18 protein-coding genes are annotated in these 21,471 nt (G+C 33.7%); 2 read left to right on the forward strand and 16 right to left on the reverse strand.

Annotated elements, in window-relative coordinates; genetic code table 11:
• Positions 1-3: 3 nt before the first annotated feature.
• The 11 genes from drmB to HMPREF9075_RS00850 all read right to left on the reverse strand — a co-directional run bounded on the left by drmB (position 4) and on the right by HMPREF9075_RS00850 (position 14,171).
• Positions 4-1,950 carry a DUF1998 domain-containing protein gene (gene drmB / locus HMPREF9075_RS00800; RefSeq protein WP_009414680.1) on the reverse strand — a complete coding sequence of 649 codons (1,947 nt, stop codon included), beginning with the start codon at positions 1,948-1,950 and terminating at the stop codon, positions 4-6.
• A complete protein-coding gene (locus HMPREF9075_RS00805) occupies positions 1,950-5,534 on the reverse strand; it encodes a helicase-related protein (RefSeq protein WP_157049188.1) in 3,585 nt (1,194 codons plus the stop codon). Before HMPREF9075_RS00805 ends, drmB begins: the two co-directional genes overlap by 1 nt.
• Positions 5,527-7,956 carry a hypothetical protein gene (locus tag HMPREF9075_RS00810; RefSeq protein ID WP_009414682.1) on the reverse strand — a complete coding sequence of 810 codons (2,430 nt, stop codon included), beginning with the start codon at positions 7,954-7,956 and terminating at the stop codon, positions 5,527-5,529. The genes HMPREF9075_RS00805 and HMPREF9075_RS00810 overlap by 8 nt, the downstream gene beginning before the upstream one ends.
• Positions 7,957-8,182: 226 nt before the next feature.
• Positions 8,183-9,238, reverse strand: coding sequence for a glutaminyl-peptide cyclotransferase (locus tag HMPREF9075_RS00815; protein WP_009414683.1), 1,056 nt, complete (start codon positions 9,236-9,238; stop codon positions 8,183-8,185).
• Between the two features lie 5 nt (positions 9,239-9,243).
• Complete coding sequence (truB, locus tag HMPREF9075_RS00820; protein ID WP_009414684.1) at positions 9,244-10,743, reverse strand: tRNA pseudouridine(55) synthase TruB; 1,500 nt, start codon at positions 10,741-10,743, stop codon at positions 9,244-9,246.
• A 14-nt stretch (positions 10,744-10,757) separates the two neighbouring features.
• On the reverse strand, positions 10,758-11,405 hold the full coding sequence (locus tag HMPREF9075_RS00825) for an epoxyqueuosine reductase QueH (RefSeq protein ID WP_009414685.1): 648 nt from the start codon (positions 11,403-11,405) through the stop codon (positions 10,758-10,760).
• A 51-nt stretch (positions 11,406-11,456) separates the two neighbouring features.
• Complete coding sequence (locus tag HMPREF9075_RS00830) at positions 11,457-11,903, reverse strand: GNAT family N-acetyltransferase (RefSeq protein WP_009414686.1); 447 nt, start codon at positions 11,901-11,903, stop codon at positions 11,457-11,459.
• Positions 11,904-11,920: 17 nt separating this feature from the next.
• Positions 11,921-12,727 (reverse strand): orotidine-5'-phosphate decarboxylase, encoded by an 807-nt coding sequence (gene pyrF, locus HMPREF9075_RS00835; RefSeq protein WP_009414687.1) that lies wholly within the window; start codon positions 12,725-12,727, stop codon positions 11,921-11,923.
• A 2-nt stretch (positions 12,728-12,729) separates the two neighbouring features.
• The gene (locus HMPREF9075_RS00840) at positions 12,730-12,969 is read right to left on the reverse strand and encodes a hypothetical protein (protein ID WP_009414688.1); all 240 of its coding nucleotides are present in this window, start codon (positions 12,967-12,969) and stop codon (positions 12,730-12,732) included.
• The gene (locus HMPREF9075_RS00845; RefSeq protein WP_009414689.1) at positions 12,962-13,660 is read right to left on the reverse strand and encodes an NAD-dependent deacylase; all 699 of its coding nucleotides are present in this window, start codon (positions 13,658-13,660) and stop codon (positions 12,962-12,964) included. The genes HMPREF9075_RS00840 and HMPREF9075_RS00845 overlap by 8 nt, the downstream gene beginning before the upstream one ends.
• 235 nt (positions 13,661-13,895) lie before the next feature.
• The gene (locus tag HMPREF9075_RS00850; protein ID WP_009414691.1) at positions 13,896-14,171 is read right to left on the reverse strand and encodes an HU family DNA-binding protein; all 276 of its coding nucleotides are present in this window, start codon (positions 14,169-14,171) and stop codon (positions 13,896-13,898) included.
• 199 nt (positions 14,172-14,370) lie between these two features.
• On the opposite strand from HMPREF9075_RS00850, the gene nusB reads away from it, so the two are divergent.
• Together nusB and yajC are read left to right on the forward strand one after the other, a co-directional pair.
• A complete protein-coding gene (nusB, locus tag HMPREF9075_RS00855) occupies positions 14,371-15,306 on the forward strand; it encodes a transcription antitermination factor NusB (RefSeq protein WP_009414692.1) in 936 nt (311 codons plus the stop codon).
• Positions 15,307-15,342: 36 nt separating this feature from the next.
• Positions 15,343-15,648 (forward strand): preprotein translocase subunit YajC, encoded by a 306-nt coding sequence (gene yajC, locus HMPREF9075_RS00860; protein WP_009414693.1) that lies wholly within the window; start codon positions 15,343-15,345, stop codon positions 15,646-15,648.
• A 141-nt stretch (positions 15,649-15,789) separates the two neighbouring features.
• On the opposite strand, the gene HMPREF9075_RS00865 is transcribed toward yajC, so the two are convergent.
• The 5 genes from HMPREF9075_RS00865 to rsmH form a co-directional block, all read right to left on the reverse strand.
• Positions 15,790-16,479 carry a PAS domain-containing protein gene (locus HMPREF9075_RS00865; protein ID WP_009414694.1) on the reverse strand — a complete coding sequence of 230 codons (690 nt, stop codon included), beginning with the start codon at positions 16,477-16,479 and terminating at the stop codon, positions 15,790-15,792.
• A gap of 135 nt (positions 16,480-16,614) precedes the next feature.
• Entirely contained in the window at positions 16,615-18,084 is a 1,470-nt protein-coding gene (locus HMPREF9075_RS00870) for a UDP-N-acetylmuramoyl-L-alanyl-D-glutamate--2,6-diaminopimelate ligase (protein WP_009414695.1), read from the reverse strand.
• A 9-nt stretch (positions 18,085-18,093) separates the two neighbouring features.
• Positions 18,094-20,160 carry a penicillin-binding protein gene (locus HMPREF9075_RS00875; RefSeq protein WP_009414696.1) on the reverse strand — a complete coding sequence of 689 codons (2,067 nt, stop codon included), beginning with the start codon at positions 20,158-20,160 and terminating at the stop codon, positions 18,094-18,096.
• A 3-nt stretch (positions 20,161-20,163) separates the two neighbouring features.
• A complete protein-coding gene (locus HMPREF9075_RS00880; protein ID WP_157049190.1) occupies positions 20,164-20,430 on the reverse strand; it encodes an FtsL-like putative cell division protein in 267 nt (88 codons plus the stop codon).
• A gap of 60 nt (positions 20,431-20,490) precedes the next feature.
• A complete protein-coding gene (rsmH, locus tag HMPREF9075_RS00885; protein ID WP_009414698.1) occupies positions 20,491-21,408 on the reverse strand; it encodes a 16S rRNA (cytosine(1402)-N(4))-methyltransferase RsmH in 918 nt (305 codons plus the stop codon).
• Positions 21,409-21,471: the final 63 nt, after the last annotated feature.

Raw genomic sequence — 21,471 nt, forward strand, 5'->3', positions numbered from 1 at the left:
TTTTTAGTGTAAACCTATTTCAGGATATGACAATTTTTGATTAATGCAGGTTTTAAAGTATCCATATTCTTTATCAATCAAAATTCTTCTGTCAAGATATGAATTAAACATCTCACAAGAAGTTTCAGGTAGTAATGTACAACTAAAACAAGCTGATAAATTCAATTTTCCTACCCCTTGTCCATCACTGTGATAACAAATAGGGTCTGTTGCACAATCAGTAGCTCTCATCATTGCAGATACGATCAATTTACCTATTTGTTCATTATCACAAATAGATGTAATTCCACCATAACTTCCTTCTGTACCTGCAACAGTATAAATAAGAACTCCATTCATCTTCAATTCATTATCTATGTAAATACGTTCTTGAATAGAAGTAGAAGGGTAACCACATAAATACTCTAACTCTTTTATTATCAAGTGAGAAAATGTATGTATTAAGACATACTTAGGGGTTATAATTAAATCCTTATTAAGATTTGTTTCTAAATTTCTATGATTTCTTTCAATCTCTTCTATGCGTTCTTCTATTTTTGGATTATTACTTATCCACTCATTAAGGACATCATCATTAAATTCAAAGAAAACTCCTTCTCCATAACTTTCTACAGCAGGTAAATATTTAGTATTTTTACCCTTCCATGAAGTAAATTTTTTAATGATAGGAACTTTCTTTTTAGTTTCTTCTTCACTATCATCTAAATAAGATTCAATTGAAATAGGTTCTTGACGAGTATAAGAAGTTTGTACAGAAGTAATCTTGATTTTACTCATCTTATAGACAGATTTTATCAAGATATCTTGATAGTAATCTTTATTTACTTTTGAGAATATCAATTTACCTTCAATATCTTCATTATCTTTCTCAGTAATGAATTTATACTCATCATATCTATATTCATTTTCTGATTTAGATTGTTCAAACTCTTCTAAAGAAAAATTATTATCTATTAATTTTTGTACGATTTTCTCATCTATTTCTGTATCATGAGATATATTTAGAAATTCAACAATTTCTCTCGCATCTTTCCCTTTATCTGAGAACTTCTTAATTTCCCCAATATATTTTTTAGGTAAAACATTAGAAAAAGGAATGAAAATACTATGTAAGATATTAGGATAGTAAACACTATTACTCGAACGAATAACTACTTTAAATTCAGCTTCTGTATTTTTCCTATCAGGAAATATATCTTGCGATTTAACTTGTAAGTTAAATAAACCAGAAAGTGTAGCATAACCAATTTCTTTACCATTTTCTTTTACTTTAATTCCTATTCCCTTTAGATCATCTAACTTATCAGAAGTCCTATACTCAAAAGATAGTTCTTTGCCCTCCAAATTTATATTTGCCAAAGTAATCTCTTCTTCTTCATCTATTTTTTCTTTCCCTTTTAATTTATTTTGAATTTTGTACCAAGCCCATTTATCCCAAGGAATATCAGCTACTTCTCCATTAGAACTGATAAGTATAAATCGCACTTGTTCTAGCTCAAAAAACTTTTTTTTCCCTTTTCTATTTCTTACATAACAATGATAGCATTTTGGTGGATAAAAATTTTCTTTATCATCTTTATCTACATTGTTATTCCAGTGTTTTTTCCAATTTTCTAGTTTATCAAAACGATGACAATTATGACAATAAAACCATTCAGGAAAATATTTAGCAGATATGAGAGCTAATTTATCTTTGGGTTTCCCTTTTTGAAATTCATTTATAGGAACTTTTATTAGTTTTTCCAAATCTTTAAAATAGATCTTCAAACGATTTAAAAACCGTTTATCTTCTGCATAGTTACATTCTTCAAAATCTTCCTCATTCTGAAAGTATGGCCATTTATTAAAGTCTTCAATAAGAATAGCTCCATCACGTGTTTCAATGATAGAACCTACCCCCCCATAGGCACTAATAATTTTTCTTGTTTGTATTTGTTCGTATTGTCTCATTATTTTGGTATCGCTATTTTGATTATACTATTAGTATCTACCTCTCTCATTGATTTCATTAAACTCCAATCATCTAAATCGGTAATTTCTTTAATGAGTTGTTTATAAGTAATTTCTCCTTCTTTTTTTTCCCAGCTGTCTGATAATTTTTTCAATCTGTTTAAAGCATATTGTAACTGTGTTTTTTCTTTTATACGATTGGAGATAAAAACCTTTAGTTCTTTATAATCTCCTTTATAATCTTTTGCTCTACTGTTAATATTCAATCCTTTTTTGTGTCGAATATAGCAAACTAACAAACTTACTAAAACCTTATCTAAAGTTATAGATGTAAAAGGTGTGACACTTAAAGGTTCAACAAATTTGTAATATGCATTATTGAAAGAAACAAAATTTTCATAGTATGATTTATCTCTTGAACGATTTGCATCCAACAAATTGATTACTAAGCCTTTTTCTTTTCTACCTACACGGCTTGATGCCTGAATATACTCAGCTATGTTTTTAGGTTGTCCGTTCATTAACATTACATTCAATCTATCAATATCAATACCTACTGAAAACATATTGGAAGCTAATACCAAATCTACTGTATTATGTACATATTTTTCTTGCTTGTCATTAGTAATTAAACTAAACTTTGTTTCCAATTCTGTAAGAGTTTTTTTTATTAAATTGCTCTCTACCCTACTCGTTAGTTCCTTTACCCTACTTGGAAAACCAATAAAGTTAAAATTATAACGTTTGCTTCCATCTATAAAGTATCGGTTGTGCAAGGTCCTCAAAGATGATATAACTTCAGCAGATATTTTGTTATAAATTTTTCCTACATCACGTAAACTGTTGTAATAGGAAACTATTGTCCAAAAATCATTTATTTTTCCTTCTGCTAATTCAGGATCCTTTTCTATATAATACTTCAGTAATTTTATCCTTGCCAACAAAAGATTTGATAAAATACGTATTTGCGTTTGCAACACTGTTTTACCCGTAGGCATAAAGCCTATATGCTTTCTCTTACTATCTTTTGATACATAAGAAAAGAAATTATCATCATAAGTTACCCCTTGTGGTGGGAAAACATTCAATTTTCTATTCCCATAGAGCATCGCTACTTGTTGTTCTGTATTGCGAGTAGTAGCTGTTGAGGCTATAATTTTGGGCTTCTTATCTCCTCGTGTACAAAGCATTTCAACAATAGTTTCAAACAACCCTGTAATAGAACCTAAAGGCCCATTAAGCAAATGTAATTCATCTTGAATAATTAAATCAGGAGGTAATTTTATATTATCTAAAGAGTTAAACAATTTATGCCCCTCTTCACGATGAGGTAGCATAGCAAATTTATCAACTGTAGCAAAAAGTAAAGTAGGTGGCGTTTCGTATATAGTCTCATCTACAAAGAGCACTGGTAACTCTTTATGAAACGCACATTTTGGATTTTGACAGTTTGTTTTAAATGATTTATTATTAGCTTCATAGCCTTGTACATATTTTTGAAATTCGTTTTTAGTAACTAAATTACAACCGCACCAAGGACAATTGGTAATTGGAAATGTATTCATTTTTTGAAAATTACCACTTTTATCTTTATTTAAGTTTTCAATTTCTTTATCTATTTTATTCACTATGTCACAAGCTTCTTTATACGTATTAGGAGTTGTACTTCCCCCTACCCACATTCCTATAGATACTTTCTCCTTACCAAAAAAGAAATCATTATTATTAGCTATTTTCTTTGAAAGAAAATCTAAAGCTAAAATTAATTTTGTAGCCCTTTCAAACTGTTGAGCGGTAAGCAAACGCAAGGTATATCGCATTATAACAGACACTCCATCAGCATTCCCTTTATGTAATAAACGGCGGCATACTATTGTAAAAGCTGTAATTGCTAAGTATGCTTCGGTTTTACCTCCTCCTGTAGGAAACCATAATAAATCAACTATATCTTTCCTATCATCTGATTTTTCATTAACAATTCCTTCAATATTCAATAAAAAGAAAGCTAACTGAAAAGGTCGATATTTAGGATTAAAGCCATTGTTCTTAAAAAACTCAAGACTATTATACTCAAAACTATCTTTGATTTCCCTTAGTTCAACCCCTTTAGTCCCAAAAAAGTTTTTATTAGAAACCAACATCTGTATATACATAGCTGTATTAGCGATTAAGAAAGCTTTATAAGCTATAGTATTTTCATCTAAAAAGTTGATGTTTTTAACAAGCCTTTCATAAGTGAGTTTTTGTTTTTCTAAGATATTATCTAATATTTGTCTATATTTTTCATCTTTTAATTGAGTGTTTTTTTGTACATCTATCCATTTAGCATATTCTTTTGCAAATAATTTCAGTTTTTCAATGACATCCTCTTTTTTCCAATCAGTCCAAATAGAGAGTTTTTTTATTTCTGTAATATCTTCTAAATCACTAGGAAATGAATCTCTTAAAGCATTGCTATAATTTTTAACATCTACTTCTGGCAGAAAAGTAGTCTTTAGTTCTGTTGGTTGCTGATTATCATTCCACCGAACTGCACACCCATGACCTATTGCAAAAGAAAATTCATGGCGGTACAGAAAGTTAATAGTATTTAGTTCTTCATCAAAAGGATTAATATCAGCAAGTTGTTTATAAGGTAAAAAAGTAGCTCCTAACACTTTAATTTCTGCTTGAAATAAAGCTTTGTGATTAAGACCTTCATTACTAAATGAAAATTTCTTTTTAGGATGGTTATTTCTATTAGCCAAAAGTATCTTTACATATTTTCTATCATTTGTCTCAAGTATTTTCCTAAAATAGCAAATTGTAAACTTTTCATCTTTTTTATTTTCATCTAAATAAAATTCTTTTGATTCGTCTATATTAATTTCTGTTAAGTCTACTTCTTTTATAAACTTTATAGGAGTTCTTTTCCAAAGCCTTCCTAATAATAATTCAACTTTTTTATAGACCTCACTGTCCTTAAGCTCTGTTTGATTTTCATTAGAAAATTTAGACCTTAAATTTCTTACAGATAAATCTCCCTTTTTGTAAGTTTCTTCATCAAAAAACATTACCCCATTCTCATATCTTAAATATTCTTTGATAGGATTGTATGGATGTTCTCTAAAATTAATAAACTTTTCTTTTTCGACTTCAACTACAGCTTCTTTTCTATCAAGTTGTTCATATCTTGCATAACTAAAACATACTTTTACCTTCTCTGTATCTTTAGGAACGCAAAATGTCAATCCAAAATTAGTAGGAAAATACTGATTAGCAGCTGTGTATTCTATTGATTTATTATTATCCTTTTCTTTGTCTATTTCATCCTGCTCCTCATCAAAAAAATTATCTTCTTGCAATGATTCTTCAGAAAAATCATCTTCATATTCTATATTCAAATTAATATCTAATTCCTCTCCTACTGAATTAGAATTATCCCTTTCAGGAAATAAAATTCCTGAATAATATCTAGACAAAGGATGATCTGAAATAATTTCTTTTTCAGTATCAGACACAAATACATCTGAGCCAGGCCCTATAAGGTTTTTGTGTATAATATCTTTGAATATTAATCTCGGCTCTTCATTATAATTATTCATCATCACTACTTATCAATTGCTTTTTGTTTATTCTTTTCTCTTGTATTGTTTTTAATATTCTACTTAGAATATTCTTGGGAATTTTTTTTAAGAAATCACTATCCTTTTCTTCACCAGAAGCTATATATTCTAATAAATCATCTCCTAATATTTTCCCCGCCTGTTGTCTTATAATACGATCATTTTTAGCTATTATTTTAAAATTTTCATAATCTATCACTATAAGTTCTTTTTCATAACCATTACTTGAGCAGAAGTTTTTAATAGCTCTCAATGTCTTTCTTTTAGGAAATCTTGTAACAGCATCTTTATGAAAATAATTTTTAAAGGTAGTAAACTTTATAGGAGCTGTGCCATTAAACAACTTATCATATAACTCTTCTTCTTTATAAACTTTTGATAACTTATATAAAGTTGTTTTCCAACTTTCAGCATACTTATCATAAGTTTCTAGCTTACCTTCAGTATCCAAAATCTCCAAAACTTTTTGAAACTCCTCTGGAGTATTATTTTGATAAAATCGGATAGTAGCTCCTTCATATATTTCTCCTATTGTTGTTTTAATTTGCTCATTCTCTTCTACTAAAAAAATAGCTTTTGACGAAACAAACTTATCTTTACTTCCATCAATAAAAGTGATTTCATAAGTTAATTTATCTCTTAAATTTGTTCTAATCTCATCATATTCATCATCATTTTTTGGCTCCTTAAAAGTAAAAAAGTTACTAAGTTCTTTAGGAGTTATCTTTTTGTCGTATTCAAATTTAGTATCTATAAAAATAGCTCTATCATTATGTGTAAGAGCATTTTTCTCCTTATCTTGAAAATTATCTTGAATATTATCAAAGATAATTTCATCAATATCTTTATAACATAACACTTTACAATCACCTTTAACAAGTCTTAACTTAGAATACAAATCAGTATTATTAAGAAAAGGAACTATAACTAATGCTTTTTCATTATTTTCAGCTTTTTCTAAAAAACTATCTAAATCATACTTTGATTTATCTATTTTTTTAGTACTTATTAAACAAACTCTATCTAATTTTTCATTTTTCAACTGTTTTTCGATAGCATCATAATGTTTTTTATCTACAATAAGATATATTTTTTCATAGTTTTCTGCTAATTGTTTGATAGTCTCCCATTTTTTATTCCTATTTCCTAACAACTCAGTTATGTGGTTATATTTATTAAGAATTCTATTAGTATATCCCCTTATTAAATCCTTCTTATAAATATCTTTTTCGTAAAAAGTATTTTCTATTTTCTCTTGAAATACTTCTCCATTAAGATAGCTTTGCAACTTATCAATGTGATTTTTGAAAATACTCATTGATAAAGGAGAGTTAACAAAGAGCATTTTGATAAAAAAGTTAAAGTATCTCACCAAATAAGATAAATCAACATCTATTTCATTTCTTACCACCTCTATCTCTTGTTTTAGAGAAAGTAAAATATCATATAAATCTTTATCTAAAATAACTTCTTTTTGAGGAACTTTTATAATTCCCTTATTAGTAGCTATTTTCATTTCGTCATTAGACCATCTCCATTCTATAAAATCATCATTGGGCTTTTCTTCTCCTATTATAATAATATTTTTGTATCTATTATTATTTTTTTCTTGCCTTACACTCCTAAAAATATCCTCCTTATATTTTGACGAACCTATAACAATAACTTCATCAAAATATTCATTATTGTTCAACAAAAACTCTTGCGCTGATTCAAAATCATTACAACACTCTACTAAATAACTAAAAAAAGGCAGACTATTATCTTCTCTCCCTTTTTTGCTAGTATAACGTATAGGAAGGCTTTTTGTCTCTTTAAAAATATCTTTCTCTGCAATAACTAAAGTTCTACACCTAAAATCTGTTAGAAAGGGGAAATCTTTTCCAAAATTTTGCTCTAAAAAATCTCTATACTCCTCAATATTTTTAGAAGTATTCCTCCCATTTGATAGATTGGGATTTATTTTTGTAAAAACACCCTTCCCTACTGTTATTTCATCAGAATCTTTCTCATTTTTTTTAGGAAATTTAGTTTTTAATTTTACCATTTCCTTGCCTAATCCAACCACTTTGTAAATATTTTTTTTCCAATATACAACATCTTCTTTTTGAAGAAATGGTTTTTCATCCTTATATGTAAAATAATTCTGATACAGTTTAGTTAGAAGTATAGCATTTAGAATAACGCTAAGAAAATTACTCTCATTATCCTTTATTGGGATATGAACAAAGAAATCTCTTCTAACTTTATCATCTAAGAGATATTTATGAATTAAAAAAAAGTTAATAAGTTCAAAAATAGAAAAGTGTTCTATTTTATTTTTAATAGTATCATCCTGAGAAAGTTTATTTCTAATTTCAAGAGTAAGTTCTTGTAGGTAGTTTTTTATATTTGCTATCACTATATTTATTTATTTTTTATGAGGCAAAAATAATTACTTTTTATTCTATTTCCAAATATTCTATGTTAAAACTTATTTAGAAAACATTTTTCTTATTTTCACTTTTTTAAACAGTTTCTAAAAATATAACTGCTAAAAGTTTTACATAGTCGCCTTTATTGTAGCCAATTATAGGGAATACTGGGGTGGTTTGTACCATTTTTGTCGCTTTATCACCTATCACTTTCTACTCATTAGCTACAAACACCACCTCAAAAATCTTATTCCAGTTTTTTCCTGTAATGAAGAACGTATTACGAGTAGGGTGGTAGGCAATGCCGTTTAGCACATCAAGGTTTGCACTTTGAGCTACTTTTTCCTTCAGTCCACGAACATCCACTACTCCCTCTATAGCACCATTTTCAGGATTGATAATCATAATCCCATCTTTCAAGAAAGTATTGGCATAAATCTTTCCATTAGCAAATTCCAATTCATTAGCATTAGTAAAAAGCGATTTATCAGTACAAAGCTGTATAAAATCCTTTTCTTCAAAAGTTTCTGGGTGTAATAACCATATTTTTTCGGTACCATCACTCTTGTATAGTTTATCCCCACCATTGTGGCACAATCCCCAACCCTCTTTACTATTGTTGTATTTAAAAGTACGTTGTAGGTTCAATTGTAAGTCATATATGAGTCCAATATTCTCACGCCACGTAAGTTGTAGCACCTTACCCCTAAACACTGTAGCCCCTTCTCCAAAATAAGTAGGTTCTAAAGGAATATTCTTGTAAATTTCTCCTGTAAAAGGATTCCATTTTCGTATAGATGATTCTTTGTATTGCCCCGTACTTTCTATCAAAGTATCCCCCACAAATTCCAATCCTTGAGTATAAGCCATCGGGTCGTGGTCATATACGTTTAAGATATTGTAGTGGTAAAGCTTGGGGCTTGTGGCAGACAGCAGTAAAACCTCCTTTTCTACCCTATATTCTTTACCGTCCTCAGTATGCACACTCACTACCAAAGGTTGTTTTCCTAAGAGTAAGTCGCCCAAAATCACCTTATTATCAGTAAGCGTTAGCGAATGTTGATGAATTTTGTAAGTAGCCTGTATTATTTTACTATCAAAACGTGGGTGAGTAAGTTTTATTTCAAGCGTATCTCCCATTTGGTACGCCCTCTTTTTAGGAGACAATTCTATGGTAAAAGCATCTTCAGTCTTTACATCCGAAGCATTTTTGCAAGCAATTACAACAAATGAAAGAATAAATAAGTAAGTAAGTCTAGAAAGTGTCATAGTTTTTATCTTTTACGTTGGAAAATATAAGTTATAGAACCAATTTGTTCCTTTTTCTGAATATCAACATTAAATTTAGCCTGTTGGGCATAATGTAGAGAGTTATCTATTAAGCAATCGTTATCAGTCGTAGATTGCTGTCGGTCTATACTCGTTTTTGTAACCCTACCATTATCATTTACTGTAATGATAACCACCACCTGCCCTTCAGCCTCACAAGTAAATACAGGATTAGGAATAACCCCCGTTCTGCCTTGCAAATTGTATTTTACAAGCGTATTTTTATTCACTTTGTCAGTTTCACGCACCTTTATATCAGCAGTAGTTTTTTCATTCACCACAAAGTCCGTAGTAGTGCGGTCGCTACTTAGCAACTCATCTTTGGCAGTAGCCATTTCAGTAGCCATACGCTCGTTTAGCAACTCATCTAAAGTCTTTATTTCATCAGTAGAATGTTGTAGCTGAGGATTTGCTTGGTTGTAAACGTTAGTAGTTAGATTGTTTGAAGATAAAGTATTAGGAGTAGGCGAGGTAGGAAGCTCATCAATAGGAGTAGGAGGTAAGGGTACATCATCAGGTAATTGCACCATCTCTATCAAAATTTCTTTAGGTTTATGTTGCAACTGCGTAGCCATCAGGGTAATAACTGTCCCAAAAAGTATCAATAAAGTAAGCATTATTGCCTTGTCACCTCGTGAAAACATACCCGTAAATTGCTGCCATTCACGCTCCAACCAATTGTTTTTTTTCTTCTTTTTAAACGGGGGGGGCACCTCCTTAGCCTCCAAAGGCTTAACATTACCCTGCCTCAAATCAGGAATATAAGCCTCTACAAACGCATCTGGTGATAATGCATCCTCCACCTTGTAGTCTCCTATCCTTGTACGTCTCAATGCCGATAGGTAACCTCCCGTACCTAAAGCTTTGCCAAAGTCATTCGCTAGCGAACGAATATAAGTCCCTTTGCTACAAGTTACCTCAAAGTGAAGCTCAGGAAAGTTAGTAGCATCAATCTCAAAGTTGTGAATATAAATAGTCCGTTGCGGTACTTCCACCACCTCACCTTCACGAGCAAACTCGTACAAGCGCTTTCCCTCTTTTTTGATAGCCGAAAATACAGGAGGAGTCTGCAGTAGTTCCCCCGTAAATTGTTGCCGCACCTCCTCTATCATTTCGGGAGTAATATGAGCAGTAGGGTAGTGGGTATCCACTTCAGTTTCCATATCATATGAGGGAGTAGTAGCCCCCAAAGTAATAGTCCCTGTATAGGTTTTAGTAGCGTCCTGTATTTCAGTAATTTTCTTGGTATATTTACCTGTGCATAGCACAAGCAACCCCGAAGCAAGCGGGTCTAAAGTCCCAGCGTGCCCTATTTTTATTTTTTTAAGTTTATAATGCTTAATGATAGCCCATTTTATCTTATTTACCGCTTGAAATGACGACCAATGTAAGGGCTTATCTATCAAAATAATTCTTCCTTCCGAAAATTCTTGTGCTGAAATCAATATTATTATGGGTTTTAGTTTATTCCGTAGTATTTTTCACCTATTTTTATACGCTCTTTTCCGTGTTCCAAACGCCATTTGTTAGTGTCACGCAACGAATAAGCACAGCCACAATATTCCTGCATATAAAAGTGCTCTCGCTTACTTATTTCCAGCATCCGTGCCGAACCTCCTTTCTTGCGCCAGTTATGCGTCCAATAAGTAAGTCCTTCATATTTAGCAGCAGCTCGCAAGCCACTATCATTTATCTGGTCAAAGTTCTTCCAGCGCGAAATACCCAGCGAACTGCTAATGGTATCAAATCCATTTTCGTGTGCATAAAGAGCCGTACGTTCAAAACGCATATCAAAACACATCGTACAGCGAATACCTCGTTCAGGCTCCATCTCCATACCCTTAGCCCGTTCATACCAATTATCGCTGTCGTAATCAGCATCTACAATAGGAATCCCACACTTTTCAGCAAAACGAATATTCTCATTCTTGCGTAATTCATATTCTTTTAAAGGGTGAATATTAGGATTATAAAAATAAATAGTAAAATCTATTCCTGAAGCCTGAATAGCCTCTATCACCTCCCCCGAACAAGGCGCACAACAAGAGTGCAATAACAATTTCTTGCCATTGTTCGGAAGCACAAGTTGCTCTCTTATCAATTCCATCGTTTATCTATTATCTATAAGGCTGCAAAATTACAAAACAAAATCCAATCATTAGCTTTCAGGAGGGTAGATTTCTTTTAAAGCTTTCACCAATACCTCCACTCCTTTATGCTTAAACCCCTCATTTTCATATAGCTTAATAGCAGCTACATTATCAGGTGAAGAAAATAACAATATTTCCCCTAAACCCAAAGATTCTCCTTTTTTGATGAGTTGCTGAATTAGCTGCGTACCTAATTTTTTTCCACGTTGCGAAGCATCTACCACCACATCTTCTATCCAGCCCTTGTAGCCCGAAATTACTTGGTAAATAGCCATCGAAGCCATCGCCTTTAGTCGCCCATCCTCCACATATCCCACTATGTAAGGAGCTTTTTCCTCATCTTCAAATAGTTCACTAAGGCTACGCTGGTAGCGTCGGCTCAGTTGTGCAAATAAATTATGAGCATCTTGTTCTATTTGCGGAGTAATGTTTTCTTTTGTTAAAAATGTAATCATAAAAAGATTGTTATTCGTTATTTGATAAATTTAGCCATTTCTTGCTGCAATTCGGCAGCCTTTTGGGCAGCCACTTCAGCAAAATCCTCTTTTTCCGAAGCATAAATAATCCCTCTCGATGAGTTAATTAGCAAGCCGTAGTCCTCATTCATCCCATAACAACACACCTCTTCCAAACTACCTCCTTGCGCACCCACACCAGGTACAAGTAAAAAATGATGAGGCACTATCTGGCGTATTTCTTTCAAATATTCAGCCTTTGTAGCACCCACCACATACATCAGTTGCTCACTGTTCTTCCATCCCAATGACGTCCTTAAAATTTTCTTGTAAAGAGGTTCTCCATCTACAAGCTGCGTCTGGAAATCATAAGCACCTTCATTTGATGTAAGAGCTAATAGTATCGTATATTTATCTTTAAAAGCTAAAAAAGGCTCTACCGAATCCTTTCCCATATACGGTGCTACCGTTACACTGTCAAAGTTCAAATCCTCAAAAAAAGCCTTCGCATATCGGCTCGAAGTATTTCCAATATCTCCACGCTTTGCATCTGCAATCGTAAAAATATCAGGATAATACTCATTCAGGTAAGCAATAGTCTTTTTTAGAGATGACCACCCTCTCTCTCCATACGCCTCATAAAAAGCCGTATTAGGCTTATAAGCCACCGCAAAACGATGCGTAGCCTCTATAATAGCCTTGTTAAAAGCAAATATAGGATCTTTCTCTTTTAGCAAATGTGCAGGTATTTTTGTCATATCAGTATCCAAACCCACACATAGCAAAGATTTTTTATCCCTAATAAGTTTTTTTAACTGTTTCATCACTAATATTCGTCTCTTTCAATACGTATAATCTCACGTTCGTAAAAAGCCAAAGCCTCTTCTATCAGGTGCTCACTTTCAGTTTCAAGTTCCTTTGTGTCCTCTTCTTCAAACTCCTCAAGCCATTCCACCTCATTGGTATCTACATTTAGTACAAAACGCGGAAACTCCAAATGCACAACAAAGATATCATCAGGAAAATCAGTGTTGTCTGCCAATAAAAATTTAGGAAAATTACTCATTTTTATATCTTTCTTTAATTAAATCAATCACTTTTTCTACCCCTACACTCGCTTTTTCGGCAATAACCGTAATATTACCACTGCTGCCAATACTTGGGTGAGGGTCTATATAATAAATAGGTGTACCTTCAGGAGCGTAATGCATTAGTCCTGCTGCCGGATATACCTGTAGCGAAGTACCTATTACCAATACAATATCAGCAGTTTCTACCTCTTCTACCGCCCTGATAATCATAGGTACATCTTCGCCAAACCATACAATATGCGGACGTAATTGTTTTCCATTTACCCCCAAATCACCCACTTTTATATCGTGATTACAAGGGTAAGTAACCATATCGTTATCCACCTCACGCATCTTTAGCAGTTCACCGTGTAGGTGAATAATATGCTTACTTTCCGCACGTTCGTGAAGGTCATCTACATTTTGAGTAATCACCACCACCTCGTAGTCCTTTTGTAGTTCAGCAATCAAAAGATGCGCCTTATTAGGCTTTACAGTAGATAGTTGCTGCCTGCGCTCATTGTAAAAATTTAATACCAATTCAGGATTATTTTCAAATCCCTGCGGTGTAGCTACATCTTCCACACGGTAGCCCTCCCATAAGCCTCCTGCATCCCGAAAAGTATTCACTCCACTTTCTGCACTCACTCCAGCACCCGTAAGCACCACTATTTTTTTCATTTTCATCTTACTATTAGTTTTTAGTTGTTGTTTATTTTTGATTCATATTTCATCATCACATCACTTTCATTACTTTCATTAGTCCATTAGTTCCACCGAACCTTGAGCGAACCTTGAGCGAAGGTTGAGCGAAGGATAAGCGAAGGAAAGTCAGCGAGCTGGCGCAGCTGAGTATGTGACATAATTCAAAAATAAAAAAGTCCCTTTCTCCTAAAGGCAAAGGGACTTTTGTAGTGAGCAATTAGTTGTTTACAGCATCGGCTAATTCAGCTCCTGCCTTAAATTTTACAACCTTTTTAGCAGGTACTTTGATAACTTCGCCAGTGCGAGGGTTTCTAGCCTCTCTTGCTTCTTTGTCAGCTACCTGCCAAGAACCAAATCCTACGATAGACACCTTGTCACCTTTTTTAAGAGCATCTTCTACTGTCGAGAAAAACGCTTCCACAGCCTTCTTTGTATCAGCTTTTGATACACCTGATGCTACTGCAATAGCATCAATTAATTCTGTTTTATTCATATGATAACTTTTTAAATGAAGTTAATTCGCACAAAAGTAAGAATATATTTTATCATACCAAAAAATTAAGCCTAAAAAACATCAAAATTAGCAAAATATTAACATTTACCCTAAAAATAATCCTTTTTTACTTGCTAATTACACGTTTTTTCGTACCTTTGCAACCTCAAAAACAAGCTTAAAGAAGTTCTCACAAATTATGATTACAAGACGACATATTAGGGCTAAAGTAATGCAGTCGGTATATGCTTTGCAACAAAGCCAAAGTCAAGATTTAGATAAAGAATTGAAATTCTTAGAAGAAAGTGCAGCCAATTTGTACGATTTGTATCTACTACAATTTTCATTACTTACCGAAATCCATAAATACGCTACCCATCAACATAATATAGCTCAAAAAAAATACCTAACCACCAATAACAACACCCATTTAGCCATTGTTAATAACCAACTTCTATGTGCTATCTCCCAAAATAACGCACTACAAGACGCTATTGAAAATGCCCATATAAATCTTTTTGATGTACATTACGAATATGTCAAAAACCTCTATAAAGACATATGCTCTAGTAGCATCTATGAGCAATACAGTACCCAAAAAAACGACTTTAATACCGATAAAGACTTCGTCATCGCTATATTTGAAGAAATTATAGCCCCCAATGACGAGCTTTACGACTTTATTGATGACTACAGCATCACTTGGACAGATGATTATCCTGTAGTAAATAGTTATATTGTAAAGTTACTCACCAATTTACGCCCTAATCCCCCACAAAAGTATTTCACCCCTTCACTATATAATAGTGATGAAGAAAAAAAATACCTCACCGATTTGCTTAAAAAAACAGTACTCAATGATGATAAACTAAAAAAATTAGTAGAAAGCAAATTAACCAATTGGGATAAAGAGCGCGTAGCCATCCTCGACCTTATTCTTATCAAAATGGCAGTCAGCGAGTTCCTTTATTTTCCAAGTATTCCAGTCAAAGTAACCATTAATGAATATTTAGAGCTTGCCAAAGACTATTCCACCTCCAAAAGTAACTTCTTTATCAATGGTATACTAACTACTGTTCATAAACAGCTCTCCGAAAGTGACGAAATAAAAAAAATAGGACGAGGACTCCTATAACAAATGATAAATACAAATAATTTAAATTAATAACGAATGCAAACATTAAATCAATTAGCACCTTATATATTGGTATTTGCGGTGCTTTATTTTATGATGATTCGCCCCCAAATGAGGCGACAAAAACAAGAAAAAAACTTTATCAAAGAAATGAAGAAAGGCGATAAAGTAATCACCAAAAGCGGTATGCACGGGCGCATTGTAGAGCTCACCGATGATACTTGTGTACTCGAAACCCTTTCAGGAAAAATAAAATTTGAGCGCACAGCTATCTCTATGGAACTATCTGCTAAACTCAAAAACACCGATAAAAGCGATAAAAAAGAAATAAAAGAAGCTTAAATCTCCCTTTAATTACAATAAAAAAACTACCAAGTTTCACAAACTTGGTAGTTTTTTTGTATTTAATAATACTCAAACTTAAGGTCTTTCTATTGTTGTTTATTGTCTTTTATACTTATTTTCTCTCATCAATTATTACCACTAATTTGTAGAGAACAATTTAGCAAAGAAACTCTTGCGTTGTGTAATGTTTGTATTCTCCGATGGGTGTTCTTCACTAAATATATCGTCTGAAATCTCATCAGTAGTGTTGGTACCTCCTATAGGGTCAAATTGCATATCCGAAGGATTAGCAGCACTTGTACCTTCAAGGATACTCATTATATACTCTATGTATGACTTACCTTGTTTCTCTAAGAAACCTTTGAAATAGCGATTACTAAGTGGCATATCACCTATCTTTTCAAGTTTCAATAGAGTTTGGTACAAAGGCTCTATATAGTCAGTAACCACATAGTCTGGAATAGCACGCCTACGGGCAGTGATACTCACTACCTCATTCATAATATTACGACCTACTTCAAAATCTGTAATTACCCAATAGTACTTCCCCGATTTTGAAAGATTCTTTATGATAGCGTGAAAGTTACGTCCTGCTAAGATATTATCCCAAGTAATCTTGAATATAATCTTGGGCATATCGGGGTGGCGTATAATATTATGTGGTTTACCTATAAGCTCGTTAGCAGTATATCCACATACGTCTACAAAAGTTTGGTTTACATCAGTAATATTTCCAAACTTATCAGTTGTACTAATAATGGTTTTGGTTTTATCCCATACTACTTCTTGGTTAATAGGGGTAGGTTTATTGATGTTTTGTCCAGCCATAGTCTTTCGTTTTTATATAATACGCACCTGCAAAGGTATAAAAGCTATTATTAATAAGCAAATAAAAAACAAGTTTTTTTTACAATTCATTCTCTTTTTTTTGTAATAATCTTATTATCAGTGCTATTTATAATCCTATTTCTTATATAGAGCCAAATATTCTTGCACTATTTTAAAGTCGTCAAAGTCGTGTTTTATGCCTTTTATCTCTTGGTAAGTCTCGTGCCCTTTGCCTGCAATAAGTATAATATCGCCTTTTTTTGCACTTTTGCATACGGCTTGTATAGCTTGCCGTCTATCGGTTATGGTTTGTAATTTATGAAAATGCTGTGCTTGTACTCCCTGTTCCATTTCAGCAAGTATAGCCTCTGGTTCTTCATTACGTGGGTTGTCCGAGGTAAGTACTACATTATCACTTAGTGTAGTGGCTATATCTGCCATTATAGGACGTTTTCCTTTGTCTCTATTGCCACCGCAGCCCACTACAGTAGTAAGTGTCTCGTTGTGAGTGCGTATATCATTTATTGTTTTTAGCACATTTTCAAGAGCATCAGGGGTGTGGGCGTAATCTACAATAGTAACTACCCCTGTAGCCGAAACGGCATACTGAAAACGCCCTGCAACGGGGCTTATACTGCTAAGTAATGTAAGAGCTTCTATTTTATCTACACCCAAAAGTGTAGCTACCCCAAATACAGCCAACAAGTTATATGCATTAAATTCTCCTATAAGTTTTGTCCATACCTCCTGCTGATTGATACGTAATAATAGTCCGTCAAATCTGTTTTCAATAATATACGCTTTAAAGTCTGCAGTTGTTTTTAAGGCATAATTATATTTGTGAGCCTTAGTGTTTTGCAACATATAAGCACCATTTTTGTCATCATTATTTACAAGAGCAAAAGCAGTAGCAGGTAAATTATCAAAAAAGAGTTTTTTTACATCTCTATAAGCTGCAAAGGTTTCGTGATAATCCAAATGGTCGCGAGTTAAATTTGTAAATACCCCCCCAGCAAATAGCAGTCCTTCAGTACGTCCTTGGTCTATACCGTGCGAACTTACTTCCATAAAGCAATATTGCACTCCTTGAGCTACCATTGCCCTTAGATAACGATTCAGCTGTAGTGGGTCGGGGGTGGTGTGTGTAGCTTCATAACGTTCCTCATCTACATATACAGCTACTGTAGATAGCAATCCAGCCTTTTCACCTCTTTTCTTAAAAAGCTGATATAAAAGCGTAGCTATAGTAGTCTTTCCATTAGTGCCCGTAACCCCCACTAAAGTTAGCTCTTTAGACGGGTTTTCGTAGTAATTTGAAGCTAATAAAGCCAAAGCCTTATGGCTGTTAGGCACAACTATATAGCTAATATCAGGAAATAGAAGTTGCGGCAACTTCTCACAAACTATAGCTACCGCTCCCTTTCGGCTTGCTTCGTCTATATAAATATGTCCGTTGGAGTTTGTACCTACTATAGCTACAAACATACAACCTGGTTTCACTTCGCGTGAGTCGAAGCAAATAGATGTAATCTCTTTATCTTCAAACCCCTCTACATAAAGAGTAGCTTTTATAGCTATTCCTTTTAGTAATTGCTCTAAAATCATTGTCAAAAGTTATTCTAATTGCAAATATACAAGACTATTTCTTGCTACTTTAGTATTTTTTTCTATAGATTGCTCTGTTACTTTTCCATTACCAGCAATTTTTACCCGTAATCCCATATTTTCAAGTAGAGAGACTGCATCCATAGCACTCATACCTTTAAGGTCGGGCATAATAGTTTTGTATTTATCTGCTTTTATATAGTAATCATTATAGTTTTGCTGAGTTGTATTTGATACTTTATCTACATCACTCACCGATGCCATTAGTAAAGAGTTGGTATAGATTTTATGGGCAATACTCTTAAATACAGGCCCTGCCACATCAGCCCCATAAATACCTACACTTTTATCGGGCTCGTCAATTACCACTATACACGAGTATTCAGGATTCTCTACAGGGAAAAAACCTGCAAATGACGATATGTAGTTTAGTTTAGACTTATCTACATTTGCATAATTTTTACGTGCCGTCCCAGTCTTGCCTGCCATCGAAAAATCTGGTGAATAGAGCCTATGAGCAGAGCCGTATGAGCGTTGCACTACATCGGCAAGCATTCCCTTAGCACGTTCTGCTGTCTCTTTAGAACATATCTTCTTATTAATAATCTCTACGTTAAATTTTTCAATTGTCTTGTTCCACTCCTTAACTTCTTTTATCATTCTTGGTTTTACCATTACCCCACCATTGGCAATAGCATTATAAAATGTAAGACTCTGTAATGGAGTTAGTTTTACAGCATAACCTATTGATATTGATTGCAAACTTACACCACTCCATAGTTTTTTATCTCGTGGTGTGAGTATTACAGGCTCACCTTCTCCTAATATAGGAAAATTTAGCGTTTGGTTTAAGTTCATATCCAATAGTTTATTGGTAAACAAACTTGGGTTTTTATCAAATAGATTATATACTAATTCTGTCATTCCCACGTTTGATGATACCGAAAAAGCTTTATTGATACTAATAGGTCCTCTAAATTTATGTTGCGAATCTTCAAATTTAGAATCGTGGTATTGGTGTTTTCCGTCTCTAATATCCACTACATATGAGGTGTCTATTTTACTTGTTTCCATTGCAGCTACCACTGTCATCAGTTTGAATATAGAACCAGGTTCGTGGGCTTCGCCTACAGCAAAATTGTAAAGTTCAGCATATTTACTACCATTAGAAGTTAGTTTTAGGTTTGACATTGCTTTTATTTCGCCTGTACTTACCTCCATCACTACTGCACACCCTTGTTTTGCCTTATATTTTTTTAGTTGCTGAAGCAGAGCGTGGTGTGCTATATCTTGAATATTGATATTGATAGTAGATACCACATCATATCCATCTTTAGGCTCTATGATATTGAATCCACTTGCTATTTTCCATTGGTCTTTTGCTATTTTTTGTTCAATGCGTTTACCTTTGGTTCCTAATAAATAGTTAGCATAAGCCCCTTCCAGCCCCACACGCACTGTATAGCCTGTTTCATCTGTACGCGCATAGCCTATACTTCGTTGTGCTATTTCTTCTAAAGGGTAACGCCTTGTAATATTTTTCTCTATGATAAGTCCTCCTTTGAAAGGGCCTAAATCAAATAATGGGAACTTTCTGATACGTATATATTCGCTATAATCTAAATTACCAGCCACCCACATATAGCGGTTACCCTGAGCCATAGCCCGTTTGAATTTTTCTTGGTAGAAACTGCTTTGGCGTCCAAACATTTTAGATAGAGAATCCGAAAGTGCCCTAATATGTTTATTTACAAGCTCTTTTTTTGGGGTACGAGCATCCCAGCGCACATTATAGCGCGTAACCGAAGTAGCCAACAAACTACCGTCATCAGAATACAAATTCCCTTGGTTGGGCATAATTTCGGCTTCACGCATTGTAGTTTCCTCTACTTTTGTACGATAGGCATCCCCCTCTATTACTAAACGCACAAGATTAAACGCTATGGTTAAAAGAACAACTAAAAATACGCCCCCTACCACATACGTACGCGTTAGGCTAAGCCTATGGTCTTGTATATGGTCTTTTTGTTTCTTTTTAGATTTTTTTTTCTTTTTTTTGGGTTTTTCGTCTTCCATTTCTTATTCTTTTACAGATACCTTAATCCTTTGCGGAGGTTTGGCAGGCTGTTTTAATCCTCTGGTTTCCAAACGCTCTAATAATGACGACTCTAATCGCTCTTTTTGTAACTTAGAGCGTATATCAACAAACTGGCTTTTGAGACTATTCACCTCTTCGTTCAGTTGGGTTATTTGGTTTACCTTTCTATCTGCCGAGTGTGAATAACCAATTCTGATGATAATTAAAACTGCTATAAAGCAAACAAACAGCCAAACGTTGTACGACATTAGGCGTTGTAGTACTAATAATTTTATTTTTTCTTCTTCAGCTTCCATATCAAAGATATTTTATGAGGAGGCTATACGTTCTGCTATACGCAGTTTGGCACTCCGCGCTCTGTTGTTGTTATTTATTTCGTTTTCAGTAGGAACTATAAGTCCTCCTACTTTTTTAAAAGGTACTTTTACGTTGCCATACCAGTCTTTTTCGGGTGACCCTTCTAATTGTCCATCGCGTATAAAACGCTTTACACAACGGTCTTCTAATGAATGATAACTTATCAAGCTAATACGTCCGCCTACTTTTACTACTTCGGGTAGCTGAAGCAGGAATTGCTCTAAGGCAGTAATTTCACCATTCACCTCTATGCGAATTGCTTGGTATATTTGTGCTAATAGCTTATTTTCCTTATGTTTGGGGAGTAGAGGTTTTAGTGCCTCTTGCAGCTCACTTCCTAAAGTAATAGGTTGATTTTCTCTAAAAGAGACTATAGCCCGTGCAATAGCTCGTGCATTTTTCAGCTCGCCATAGGTATAAAAGAGTGTAGCTAAATCGGTTTCGTCATAATTATTTACCACTTCTTGTGCCGATAGTGCGCTTTGTCTATCCATACGCATATCCAATGCTCCGTCAAAACGGGTAGAAAAACCACGTTCTGCTATATCAAACTGATGAGAGGATACCCCAAAATCACCTAATACTCCATCTACTTGCGCTACTTTATAAAAGCGCAAATATTGTTTTATAAACTTAAAATTTTGCTGAATGAGTGTAAAACGAGGGTCATCTATACGATTATTGGCAGCATCGGCGTCTTGGTCGAAGGCGTAAAGCCTACCGTTTTCGCCTAATTTACTAAGGATAGCACGAGAGTGTCCGCCACCGCCAAAGGTAACATCTACATAGGTGCCATCTTCTTTAATTGCCAGTCCTTCAATACTTTCGTTTAGCAGTACAGGTGTATGATAAGATTCGTTAGGGTTCATCAAAGTATTTTAATTTTAGGGTGCAAAGATACGAAATAATTATTAATGTTTTTAATGATTAGT

Origin of the sequence: Capnocytophaga sp. oral taxon 332 str. F0381, from assembly GCF_000318275.2 — a bacterium.
GTDB classification, from domain to species: Bacteria; Bacteroidota; Bacteroidia; order Flavobacteriales; family Flavobacteriaceae; genus Capnocytophaga; species Capnocytophaga bilenii.